A 12,169-nucleotide genomic window follows, 5' to 3' on the forward strand; every position below is an offset into this window, starting at 1 on the left:
CCTCGATGAGGGTTCTACCGAATCAATTTTTTATACTTAATTCGCTTCGGCATTAAATCACCACCAAGTCGTTTCTTCTTATTTTCCTCATAGTCTGAGAAGGAACCTTCAAAGAAATAAACTTGTGAGTTCCCTTCAAAGGCCAGGATGTGGGTACAGATACGGTCTAGGAACCACCTATCGTGGGATATCACCACGGCACAACCTGCAAAGTTCTCCAAACCTTCTTCCAAGGCCCTTAAGGTATTTACATCCAAATCGTTCGTAGGTTCATCCAACAACAGCACGTTTCCTTCCTCTTTGAGGGTCATCGCCAAATGGAGTCGGTTTCGTTCCCCACCGGACAACATATTTACTTTTTTGTTCTGTTCGCTTCCGGAAAAGTTGAACCGACTTAAATAGGCCCTAGAATTTACCTGTCTTCCCCCCATCATGATCAATTCCTGCTCGTCACTGAAATTTTGCCAGATGGTTTTTTCTGGGTCAATATTGGAATGACTTTGGTCCACGTAGGCAATCTTTGCAGTATCGCCAACCACAAATTCACCTTTATCAGGGGTTTCCTCACCCATGATCATCCTAAAAATGGTTGTCTTACCTGCTCCGTTGGGACCTATGATTCCCACAATTCCGGCTTGCGGTAACTTAAAGTTTAGATCTTCATATAATAGTTTGTCGCCATATGCCTTGCTAACACCTTTCGCTTCAATCACATTCGTTCCCAAGCGAGGGCCATTGGGAATATAGATTTCTAGTTTCTCGTCCAGTTGTTTTTGGTCCTGGCTCATCAACTTATCGTAATTATTGAGTCGGGCCTTCTGTTTGGTCTGTCTGCCCTTAACACCTTGCCGTACCCATTCCAACTCTCGCTCCAGGGTCTTCTGGCGTTTGGAGGCCGTTTTGCTTTCTTGGGCCAAGCGTTTTGATTTTTGATCCAACCAAGAGGAATAGTTTCCTTTCCAAGGGATACCTTCCCCCCTATCCAATTCCAAGATCCAACCGGCCACATTGTCCAAGAAATATCGGTCGTGGGTCACGGCAATGACCGTACCCTTGTATTGGGCCAAATGATGTTCCAACCAGTGTACGGATTCTGCATCCAAATGGTTGGTAGGCTCATCCAACAAAAGAATTTCGGGTTCCTGAAGCAGCAATCGGCACAGCGCTACCCTTCTTCTTTCCCCTCCTGACAATACTCCTATTTTCTTATCGCCCTCAGGGGTTCTGAGTGCATCCATGGCAATCTCCAGCTTGGTGTCCAATTCCCAAGCGTTGGAAGCATCTATCTTATCCTGAAGTGCGGCCTGCTTGTCCATCAACTTCTGCATTTTATCAGCGTCCTCATATACCTCTGGAAGGCCGAACATGTCGTTGATTTTATTATATTCATCCAGAATAGCCACCGTTTCCGCTACACCTTCCTTTACCACTTCCAAGACGGTTTTGTTATCGTCCAATTCAGGTTCCTGTTCCAAATAACCCACATTGTAACCTGGGGAAAAGACCACATCCCCCTGAAAATTCTTGTCCTTACCGGCGATAATTTTGAGCAACGTGGATTTTCCGGAACCATTGAGTCCCAAAATCCCGATTTTGGCACCGTAAAAGAAACTCAAGTAAATATCCTTTAAAACAGGAGTATTGGCCGTTTTGAACGTTTTGGTCACACCGGACATTGAGAAAATGACCTTCTTATCGTCAGACATAAAAATCTATAAGTTAGTTGTTAGTGAATAGTAAGTCGTTGTTGGTTGTTGGTTGTTGGTTGTTGGTTGTTGGTTGTTGGTTGTTGGTTAAAGAAAAAACAGTTACATACATTAGCTTTTTGCTTTTTTCAAAAAAAATAAAACTCAGAACTCTTAACTTTTCACTTGTAAACCTAAACCCTTCCTTTTAGGGCATTAAAAACCCAGGCAATGGCAAAAAATCCTATGCCGACCGAAGCAAAGCCCCATCCTGCAACTTCATTATATCGAAAAGCTCCAAGAGCTATTAAAATCAACCCGACCAAAATCATGATAAAAGTGGCCCATGCCAACACAGTGTTCTTGTTCATTCCCATCTTTCCTTAAGTTTTAAGCGAACATCAAATATCGTAATTTTTAATATGCCTTTCCAATTTTAAATCTGATTATTATAATTCAAAAGGAAATTTAATGTCTGTTTTCTGTCGTATGGTATCCATCAAATAAATCAGGTCCAAACTATTTTGATGGCTCCATAAATCGCTTTCCAACTTGCCGGCTTGTAAACACTTATGTACTTCTTCGATTTCATGTGCATATCCCTTCCCTATTTTAGGTAATTCCAAGGTCTTTGTTTCCCCATCCTTGACCAACGTGTAACTGGTAGCTTCGTGCCACCTTGGATTGATAAAAACCGACCCTTTGTTTCCTGAAATTTCACTTTTCATTTCTGAGTCGGAAGTTAGTCCGCTATATAACATAGCGTGTGCATTGTGATAGTCGAAAATCATACTACATTGTTTTTCTACACCCGTTTCATGAAAATGAACTTTCGCCAAGATATCGGCAGGCATTCCAAGCATTAAATATGCTAAAAAAATTGGGTATATGCCTATATCCAATAAAGAACCGCCGGCCAATTCAGGATTGAGCAATCGTCCCTTTTCATCGCGATCTAAGGCATAAAATGCAAAATCTGAATATAGGTATCCAACATCCCCTATCTCACCTGAGTCAACAAGTTCCTTAACGGCATTTATAGTGGGGTTGAATCGGGACCAAAGGGCCTCCATTAAGAATACCTTGTTCTTTTTGGCAGCTTCTATCATTCGCTCTACTTCTGACTTGTTAACACCCATAGGCTTTTCACAAAGTACATGTTTACCTGCCTCCATTGCACTGATGGCCACCTCGGCATGATACGTATGCGGCGTAGCGATATATATAACGTCAACCGTATCACTTTCAAAAAGAGCATCATAACTCCCAAATACATGGGGAGCCCCATATTCGTCAGCAAATTTCTTAGCCCTTTCAAGACTTCTAGAACCTACAGCTGTAAGTTTACCTCCGGAAACCAAGGCTAAATCCTTTGAAAACGAATGTGCTATTTTACCGGCACCTACAATACCCCATCTTACCATACTTTTATAGTTTGTTTACAATTTACCCAAATTTAACTCCTTATCTTTAGCCTAAGAAATGAAAACGGACAGAATGGACCTTAAATTCAATCAAAACGAGGATAAAAATAAACTCCTATTATCCGAATTACGGAAAAAGCTTGCCCAGGTTCAACTTGGCGGCGGAAAGGCGAAAATTGCAAAACAACACGAACAGGGAAAATTAACCGCTCGAGAGCGAATTGCCTATTTATTAGATCCAAAATCCGAACAGATTGAAATTGGGGCATTTGCCGGGGAAGGCATGTACGAGGAACATGGAGGATGCCCGTCAGGCGGGGTCATAGTCACCATCGGATATATAAAGAAGATACTATGCATCGTGGTCGCCAATGATGCAACGGTAAAGGCCGGAGCATGGTTTCCCATTACTGCCAAGAAAAACCTTCGGGCTCAGGAAATAGCCATAGAGAATAAACTTCCTATTATTTATTTAGTAGATAGCGCAGGGGTTTATTTGCCCATGCAGGATGAAATTTTTCCCGATAAAGAACATTTTGGGCGCATCTTCCGGAACAATGCTATCATGAGCAGCATGGGTATTACCCAGATATCGGCCGTTATGGGCAGCTGTGTGGCCGGTGGCGCGTATTTGCCCATCATGAGCGATGAAGCCTTAATTGTTGACAAAACAGGAAGTATTTTTCTAGCCGGTAGCTACTTGGTAAAGGCGGCCATTGGGGAAAGTATCGATAACGAAACCCTTGGGGGTGCCACGACACATTGCGAAATTAGTGGGGTTACCGATTACAAATCCAAGGACGATAAGGATGCCTTGGATACCATCAGGAACATCATGGACAAAATTGGGGAATTTCCCGTTGCCGGATTCAATCGGTCCAAACCCATAAAACCACAAGAGAATCCGGAAGATATCTATGGAATCCTGCCTGGTTCCCGTGCCGAGCAATATGATATGATGGAAATCATCAAGCGTTTGGTGGACGATTCTCAATTTGAACCTTACAAGGATGGCTACGGACAGACCATTATTACAGGCTATGCCAGAATCGACGGGTGGGCCGTGGGCATCGTTGCCAACCAACGCAAGGTGGTGAAAAACGGAAAGGGTGAAATGCAGTTTGGGGGCGTCATCTATTCCGATTCTGCAGATAAAGCCACCCGATTTATCGCCAATTGCAACCAGAAAAAAATACCCTTGGTGTTTCTACAGGATGTTACCGGATTTATGGTGGGCAGCAAGAGTGAGCACGGAGGCATTATAAAGGACGGGGCAAAAATGGTGAATGCGGTGAGCAATTCGGTGGTGCCAAAATTTACGGTCGTTATTGGAAACAGCTACGGTGCCGGTAATTATGCCATGTGCGGAAAAGCTTACGACCCCAGATTGATCGTAGCCTGGCCCAGTGCGGAATTGGCGGTAATGAGCGGTAATTCGGCAGCAAAGGTATTACTGCAAATTGAAACGGCCTCCTTAAAAAAGAAAGGCGAAACAATCACCGAGAAAAAGGAGAAAGCCCTATTCGACAAAATAAAGAAGCGCTATGATGATCAGGTGTCACCGTATTACGCTGCTTCACGTCTCTGGACCGATGCGGTCATCGATCCATTGGAAACGCGAAAATGGATTTCCATGGGAATTGAGGCCGCCAATCATGCGCCTATTGAAAAACCGTTTAATATGGGGGTGTTGCAGGTTTAGTAGTAAAGCTTCAATCAACTAAACGCATCAGTGCATTGGCAAATTGCTGGTCCCCAACTTCCAAAACCATTTTTTTATACCCTTGCTTTGAAAACATAATGACATCCTTTTTTTCTGCATGGATGACATATCTACCCGAATCATCCGTTTTTGTGGTTTCCCTAGTACGCTGGTTTTTAACGGTTACATCGGCAAGCATGGACCCATTGTGAATCGCAAAACCTGATAACATGCGTAATTTTCTTCTAGCTTTCTCTACCTTGACTTCATATCGCTTCGCCTTTTCTTGGGAAACATATGGGGATGTTTCCAAATAATAGGCCATATTGACATCGCTTACCTTTTGCCATTTGTCCTGACTGGTGTATTTCCGATAGGAACCATAATCACTGTCCGCAGCGGCCAAAACCAAATCAATTTCACTATCGCCATATACTTTTAATAGTTCCAGCGATATGTAAAAGTCATCGGTTACATGAATAGCAAAGGGTTCCAAATCTACATCCTTAAATCCCCGACCTTTTTTAAGTGCCTTGAGGATATCCTTGCCGGATTTGTTCAAATTGGTTAACGGCCGTCCCAGTGGACCGTCACTATCATATACGTTAATACGGATTAAGATACTATCAGATGGATTACTCCACACTTCAAATTCAAGGGAATTCAATTGCCTCGGTCCTTTTGAAGTTCTAATTTTAGTGGCCAATTCCCCTCCCAATGCCACATTATCCTTCCAATAACCCAAACTTGGAGAACCGTTGTTTTGATAGCCAATATATTCCTTTATTGGAACTAAAGTAGTATTTGTTACCTCAACCTCATCCAAACTAATTTCTGCTGGATTCAAGATTTGTTTTGGATATTCGTTGTATTCAAACTCAATTTTTGAAACTGGTATCCGAATTGTTTCATAACCCAAACAAGATATTTGGATGTAGTCCCCATTCCCATATTTTGAAGTCTCCAAAGGAAGATGAAAAATCCCATTTTCATCCGATACGGTACCTACGCCCTTATCCAAAATACCAATATTCACATAAGGAACGGGTTCTCCTGTTTTTGCATCAACCGTTTGTCCCTTGTAATCTCTTTGCGCAAAACCTGCATAAAACAGGGCGAAAAAAAGTACAAGGGACAATTTTTTAGAACAAATAATATCCAAATTTCAATTAATTTAGTGCAACGCCTATGGCATTGGAAAAACTAAATAGTTTTTGATTTACCTCTTTTAACTGAAGGGGAAACAGTTTTACTTCCTTTTGCTGCTTATCACTACCATAATCACTGTAGATAGTTGCCTTCAAGTATGTTGGTGTCAAACTTTTATTTCCTAAATATTTAGCATTCACCACACAAGTACCAGGCAAATCCTCATCTATAGTAACTTCCATGGTGGAAAAACCATATTTTTTCTCCCTTTCTATAAGGTCACCATTGTCCCGTAAAGTATGTTTCCAAACATGGGATTGTCCCACTGGACTAACAAATTGCAGTTCAAATTCAGCCTCACCATCGTTCCATTCAAATACCAGCCGAGTACCTTTTATTAGAGGTATTTCCAAATTAGACTCATTGTTTAATTGTCTCTCTACCAAAACATTTTCCATGGATATCAGATTATTGAATTCCGTGGACATAATCTCTTGTACACTTTGAATATCCGCTTCCATAAAACCTTCATCCAATAGGTAGTTGTATCTGGCATGAATGGCCGCCGCTTGATTAAATTGGCCCAAATCCCTATAACTCCTTGCCATATCCAAGTAGCTTTGTGCATAATGAGGTCTTAACAAGAAAATTTCCTTATAAATGTCATTTGCTTTCTTCCTTTCACCTTGCACTTCGTATTGATAAGCCAAAGCTTTTAATAAAACAGGATTATTTTGAAACTCAGAATAATGCTCTTCAACTATTTGTTGTGCAAATTCCGGATCATTCATTTCAGTTGCAAAAAAGTGTTGGGCATCTAGAATAAAATAAGGTGCACTACCATATTTTTGTGACCATTCTCCATACAAGGATTTTGCCATTCCCAATGATGTACTTGCGTACAATGATTTTTTATATTCTGGCCAATTGTTACGAATGACGTCCATTCCTACGGCATCCCCCTCATAAAACTCGCTATTACCCAAATATTTTTTTGAATGGGATTCAGGGGTCGGTGGTCCCGAAAATGTATTGATAACAACGACACCACCAGAGCCCAAAGACCCGTATTTAACGGTCATGGACAAACTTGTAATTATGGCAATACGTTTTATGTTTCCTATGTCAAGCCAATTGGGAAAATTTGTAAAAACTTGGCCATCAACATCAAATATCGCAGGCTGTGGCGCAGCGGTCATTGAGGCTCCTCTCATCAAAAATACGGGCACCCCGCTTGCAAGATTTTGTAAAATACCTGTTGAAACTCCTGGAAACCTGTTTTGCAAAAGATTTGCCAACCCAAGGTTTACCGGCATTATATCTTCTTGCTCCAAAAAAAGTATGTTTCCTGCGGTCCTATCCCCATCTATAAAGCCGTAGGCACTTTGGATACCATTTCTGCGCTCAAAATATCTTTGGGCCATCACATTTGCAGATATTCTGTTACTGCTTTCCACGATTACCTCATCCAATTGATTCACATATGGGTACATGATAGGATTAATAAAACGTGTAACATCCTCGATTTGAATAGAAACGGTCTTCATTCCTGCATATGTAAATAAGAGTATATCGCCAGTTTGAGCTTTTATGGTATAGCTCCCGTCCAAACGTGAAAATGTTTTGGAATCAACCTTATCCTTAATGCTTATCCTAACATCTTCCAAAGGGCCCGAACTATCTGATACTTTACCAGAAATTTCCCGAAGGTTTTGTGCCCAGCCCAATGGAAAGGACAATAATAACAGAAATAATGTAGTAAGCTTAGGGTTTTTCATGACCGTAGTTTTAAAATTATTCAAATGTTTTACATCTATGATAGTATTTGTAATTCAAAAAGGTTATTTAATGTTCAAATCAAATGTTACCTTGATACAATCCTGGAAGCAATATTCAAGGAGAACAGTTCCTGGTTTACTTCCCTAGTCGACAACTTGAACACCTTGATCTCCTTGCGTTGGGAGGCGCTTCCGTAATTATGGTAGACCGTTGCCTTCAGATAGGTAGGCGTAAGGCTTTTGTTGCCCAAATAGTTAAGATTCACTTTCCAGGTACCGGGCAGGGAATCGTCTATCAGGTATTCCGTAACGGAGTAGCCCACCTTCTTTTCGTCCTTTATGCGGTCGGCGTTATCCTTCAAGCTATGTTGCCACTTGAAATATTGGTTCTCCGGATTCACGAACTGGAGGTCAAACTCCGCCTCGCTATCCGCCCACTCGAAGACCAGGCGCGTTCCCTTAAAATCATCCTCCAGGGCATACTTCCTTAAGTTTTTCTTGGATATCAAATCTCCGCCCTTAAGGGCGATGAGATTGTTGAGCTCCCTGTCCATAAGACCCGTAAACTCCCCGCGCTCGTCGCTCATGAAGCCGTTCTCCAATAGATAACCATAACGGGAGTGCAGGCCTACCGCCTTCTGGTAGTCCCCAATCTGCCTATAGCTGTTGGCCAAATCGAGGTAAGACTGCGCATAATGCGGCCTTAATATGAAGACTTCCTTGTATAGCTCATTGGCCTTACCATATTCCTCGAAACTGTCATGGACATAGGCCAGGGATTTCAGGGCCACGGGGTTATCGTTGAAACGCCCAAAATTCTCCCGGATTAAAGCCTCCGCAAAGGTTTCGTTTCCACGCTCCATGAAGAACCGGTAACTATCCACCAAAAAATAGTACGACCCGGAATATTTGGACAGGTAGTTCCCAAATACCGTTTCCGCCGCATCATCCGTCGTACTGGCATGGAGCTCCTTAAGGTATTCCGGAGCGTTTTTCATAAGACTCTGCTGGCTAACAGCTCCGTTGTCGTAAAAGTTGTTGCGTAGCCTGGCCTGGTCCACTAGGGTTTTGGGATATTGTGTCCCGGATACCGTATTGATGACCACCACCCCGCCGGAGGCAAGTCCGCCATATTTTGTGGCCGTGGCGAAATTGTTTAGGATGGCCAGCCTTTTTATGTTGTTCACGTCCACCCAAATTGGGGTGTTTGTGAAAATTTGCCCATCTATATCATAGATTGCCGCCGCATCAAATGATATAGACCCCACACCCCGAATAATAATGTCACCTCCATTATAACAGTCTCCATTTACAATAACACCTGGAAATTCGTTTCTAACAACATCCAGGATACAGATTCCAATAGGCATTATATCATTCTCGTTAAGCATCATGATACGACCTGGGGCCCTATCCGCATCCAAGATTCCATAAGCCGTTTTAATCAAACGTTTGTTCGTGGCATATTCCTTTTGTAAGTCTTCTTGTGATTTTCGACCACTTTTTGTGACCGTCACCTCTTCTAGCTGCTCTATTTTCGGATACATGGTAATATTCAGGATACGGGTTACATCCTCGACCATGATTTCCACCGGTTCCATGCCGGTATAGGAAAAAGTCAAGGTCTCACCTGAAACAGTTCCTATACTGTACTTACCATCCTTATCCGTGTACACCGCGTTTTGCGTAGCCGATGTCGTTATGGCAACGTTTGCCATTGGAGCGGAATTATCTTTTACAATTCCCTTAATAATTTTAGAATCCACTTGTTGCGCAAATGACATCAATGGAATAATGCAGAAAAAAAGAAGCAATTTTTTCATAATGTATTGATTTAGTGTATAAAAGTTACTAATAAATCAATACAGCCGATGAAAAGATTTAACTATTAACACATTGTTAACAGTAATAATCCCAATATCAATAGTATTACTATTAAATCAATCGATATTCTACTTTGTATTTTTTTGCCCAGTGAAAATAGTAATGTAGCATCAATTCCCTTGATGCCCTTTTACCCTGGGAATGAGTAAAAGTTCGGTTTGCCTACCATTAACATATCTGAAACCATCCTTTCCATAGAATCCTGCTTCCTCCAACATGATGCGTATGTCTCGTTTCCATTCTGGAATCGTAATGGTCGTATTGAGTTCAATGGCATACACTGTATTGGGATTCAAGGGATAGTTTTCCCCATCATCCTTCATCACACCGCCCTGGGCATCCCACATTCCTATCGTTGTACCGGCCGAATGTCCATACATTCCCAAAGGATGTGTATAAATGGATGGTCTTAATCCGGCTGCCTTTGCTTCGGCAAGTGATTTCATAAGAATCTCATTTCCGGTTCTCCCGGCAATCATATTTTGGGTCAGGAAATCCTGTACCCTATTGCCATCCTTTAAACCATTGACCAGAAAATCGGGAGCCTGCTTTTCTTCCGGTTTTAGTACATAGGCCAATTCCTGACAATCCGTATTTAATCTCAGATATGTTATTCCGAAATCACAGTGCAATAAATCTCCTGGCAAGATGACCATATCGTCCGGTTTATTGGAAAACGAATAGAACTCGGAATTCTCTCCCATGGCATTCGTGCGTTGGACATCCACCGTTGGGTGAAACCAGGTTTCCAGGCCAAGGTCCGTCACTTTTTGGCGCATCCACCAGACAACATCCGATGTAGTAGTGATTCCCGGGGTAATCACTTTTTCCGAAAAGGCTTCAGCGATGATATCGTGGGTAATGTCCACCAACTGATTGTAAATGACCATTTCGCGTTCCGTTCTGGTTTCAATCCAGCGTACAGCCAATTGTTCCGCTGACACCACTTTTGAGGTGTATTTTTTGGGGAGGTTAGACATGAATTCATCATAATCGGTCTTGTCGAGTCCGTCCGCAATATTATGGTCCTTGGAATAGTTAAGACCTATTTGCTTCGGGTTTCGTTCCGAAATCAATTCCATCAATCGTTTCCATTGGTCCGGCTGGGTCTCCTTGTCCCAAGCCGATTCAATATTTTTCCCCACGTTATATCGGGCTACCGCAAATTTTTCAATTTTATTGTTGGCCTTATCCCTGTAGAACAGTAGAATCGTTCGTCTCCTGGCATTGAGCCAAGTGGCGGGCAACATCGTCCGCAGGACGGGATCCTCATTGTATTCCCTTGAGATGACCACCCACATATCAATATTGGCCTCGTCCATGAGTTTTGGCAAAAGATTGTTAAATCGGTCATCCAACAGTTCGTCGATTACGGTCGCTCGTTCTCTTTCTGGCAGGATATATTGTGCTTGAACTCTTATAACGAAAGTGAATACTAAAAGGAATAAAATGCTTCGCATAAAAAATGGATTATTGATTATTAATTGCTTTTTGAAGGGTCAATTCTCTCTGAATTTTCCCGTTCTTGGTTCTTATAAAAGTAGGAAGATAATAGATTTCTTTTGGTCGTTCGTAGGGCGCCAGCGTTTTTATTTCCTTGAAAAGGTCCAAATCAATTTTTTGTGTGGAATCCGATTCCATGACCAATACCAATTTTTGCCCCAGACGTTCATCCTCAATTCCAGCAACGATACAGGCATCTTGCAGATACGTGCTCAATTTCTCCTCTATGGCTTCCGGAAACAATTTTACCCCACCGGAATTTATGACATTGTCATATCGACCCAACCAAAGAAATTCGGTGTCCGATACCAATGCCACCTGATCATTGGTGACTATTTTGTTCGAAGCGATTTTAGGCGCGTCTATCACCAAACATTCCCTATCATCCAAAGAGAAATGTACATTTGGCAATGCCCGAAAGGGGTTCTTGGATGCTTCCGATAATTCCCTCATTGCCACGTGGGTAATAGTTTCCGTCATACCATAGGTTTCAAAACAGCGTGTTTTCTTGGGAAGCAGTTCTTTCTTCAGCGCATTCGATACCGACGCACCCCCAATAATCAAGGTCTCTATGCGCTCCAAAGCGTCCAGCGAAGCTTGCACCTGTAAGGGTACCATAGCGCAAAAACGAAATGTTTGGAAATGGTCAATTTGTTGCAAAGGTGTGGCAGTGGGCTCTGCTATATAAATATCCAGCCCCAATAACATAGCGCGTACGAGCATCATTTTGCCGGCAATATAGTCACAGGACAAACACAACAAACAGGTATCTCCCGATTTTAAATTGAAAAACGCCCCTGTGGCAAGTGCACTATTTCGCATGTGGTTTTTTAGGAGCTCTATTTTTTTTGGTTTTCCTGTAGAACCCGATGTGTTTACATGGATTTTTGCCGATGGTGATATCCAATCCAATAGAAACCGACCGACGCTTTCCTGATAACCATGACCTTCCTTGATAAAACGATGTGCAACTTCCCATAGTCCATCTCCGGAAACTGCTTTCCCATTAATCTTAAAATTAGGATGTACCAAGGACTCGGTCAT

The 12,169-nt window shown here is 42.2% G+C and carries 9 protein-coding genes; 1 reads left to right on the forward strand and 8 read right to left on the reverse strand.

Annotated elements, in window-relative coordinates; genetic code table 11:
* Positions 1-14: 14 nt before the first annotated feature.
* The 3 genes from ettA to F0361_RS15470 all read right to left on the reverse strand — a co-directional run bounded on the left by ettA (position 15) and on the right by F0361_RS15470 (position 3,109).
* On the reverse strand, positions 15-1,706 hold the full coding sequence (gene ettA, locus F0361_RS15460) for an energy-dependent translational throttle protein EttA (protein WP_154919938.1): 1,692 nt from the start codon (positions 1,704-1,706) through the stop codon (positions 15-17).
* A gap of 173 nt (positions 1,707-1,879) precedes the next feature.
* Positions 1,880-2,056, reverse strand: coding sequence for a CAL67264 family membrane protein (locus F0361_RS15465; RefSeq protein ID WP_240042728.1), 177 nt, complete (start codon positions 2,054-2,056; stop codon positions 1,880-1,882).
* A 78-nt stretch (positions 2,057-2,134) separates the two neighbouring features.
* Positions 2,135-3,109 carry a Gfo/Idh/MocA family protein gene (locus tag F0361_RS15470; protein ID WP_154919940.1) on the reverse strand — a complete coding sequence of 325 codons (975 nt, stop codon included), beginning with the start codon at positions 3,107-3,109 and terminating at the stop codon, positions 2,135-2,137.
* 73 nt (positions 3,110-3,182) lie between these two features.
* On the opposite strand from F0361_RS15470, the gene F0361_RS15475 reads away from it, so the two are divergent.
* A complete protein-coding gene (locus F0361_RS15475; RefSeq protein WP_154920314.1) occupies positions 3,183-4,811 on the forward strand; it encodes an acyl-CoA carboxylase subunit beta in 1,629 nt (542 codons plus the stop codon).
* Positions 4,812-4,821: 10 nt separating this feature from the next.
* Here F0361_RS15475 and F0361_RS15480 read toward each other — a convergent pair whose 3' ends face one another.
* The 5 genes from F0361_RS15480 to F0361_RS15500 form a co-directional block, all read right to left on the reverse strand.
* Positions 4,822-5,949 (reverse strand): carboxypeptidase-like regulatory domain-containing protein, encoded by a 1,128-nt coding sequence (locus tag F0361_RS15480; RefSeq protein WP_161598250.1) that lies wholly within the window; start codon positions 5,947-5,949, stop codon positions 4,822-4,824.
* A 31-nt stretch (positions 5,950-5,980) separates the two neighbouring features.
* Positions 5,981-7,738 carry a hypothetical protein gene (locus tag F0361_RS15485; RefSeq protein WP_154919947.1) on the reverse strand — a complete coding sequence of 586 codons (1,758 nt, stop codon included), beginning with the start codon at positions 7,736-7,738 and terminating at the stop codon, positions 5,981-5,983.
* Positions 7,739-7,824: 86 nt separating this feature from the next.
* Positions 7,825-9,561, reverse strand: a complete 1,737-nt coding sequence (locus F0361_RS15490) for a carboxypeptidase-like regulatory domain-containing protein (RefSeq protein WP_154919950.1) — start codon at positions 9,559-9,561, stop codon at positions 7,825-7,827.
* A 171-nt stretch (positions 9,562-9,732) separates the two neighbouring features.
* On the reverse strand, positions 9,733-11,082 hold the full coding sequence (locus tag F0361_RS15495) for a M24 family metallopeptidase (protein ID WP_154919954.1): 1,350 nt from the start codon (positions 11,080-11,082) through the stop codon (positions 9,733-9,735).
* A 10-nt stretch (positions 11,083-11,092) separates the two neighbouring features.
* Positions 11,093-12,169: an AMP-binding protein gene (locus F0361_RS15500; RefSeq protein ID WP_154919958.1), complete on the reverse strand. Its 1,077-nt coding sequence runs from the start codon at positions 12,167-12,169 to the stop codon at positions 11,093-11,095.

This window comes from Maribacter flavus (assembly GCF_008386635.1).
Lineage (GTDB): Bacteria > Bacteroidota > Bacteroidia > Flavobacteriales > Flavobacteriaceae > Maribacter > Maribacter flavus.

Excerpts from the sequence above, each read along its gene's own strand:
- ettA (WP_154919938.1), bottom strand. The coding sequence starts at position 1,706 with ATGTCTGACGATAAGAAGGTCATTTTCTCAATGTCCGGTGTGACCAAA.
- F0361_RS15465 (WP_240042728.1), bottom strand. The coding sequence starts at position 2,056 with ATGAACAAGAACACTGTGTTGGCATGGGCCACTTTTATCATGATTTTG.
- F0361_RS15470 (WP_154919940.1), bottom strand. The coding sequence starts at position 3,109 with ATGGTAAGATGGGGTATTGTAGGTGCCGGTAAAATAGCACATTCGTTT.
- F0361_RS15475 (WP_154920314.1), top strand. The coding sequence starts at position 3,183 with ATGGACCTTAAATTCAATCAAAACGAGGATAAAAATAAACTCCTATTA.
- F0361_RS15485 (WP_154919947.1), bottom strand. The coding sequence starts at position 7,738 with ATGAAAAACCCTAAGCTTACTACATTATTTCTGTTATTATTGTCCTTT.
- F0361_RS15490 (WP_154919950.1), bottom strand. The coding sequence starts at position 9,561 with ATGAAAAAATTGCTTCTTTTTTTCTGCATTATTCCATTGATGTCATTT.
- F0361_RS15495 (WP_154919954.1), bottom strand. The coding sequence starts at position 11,082 with ATGCGAAGCATTTTATTCCTTTTAGTATTCACTTTCGTTATAAGAGTT.
- F0361_RS15500 (WP_154919958.1), bottom strand. The coding sequence starts at position 12,169 with ATGACCGAGTCCTTGGTACATCCTAATTTTAAGATTAATGGGAAAGCA.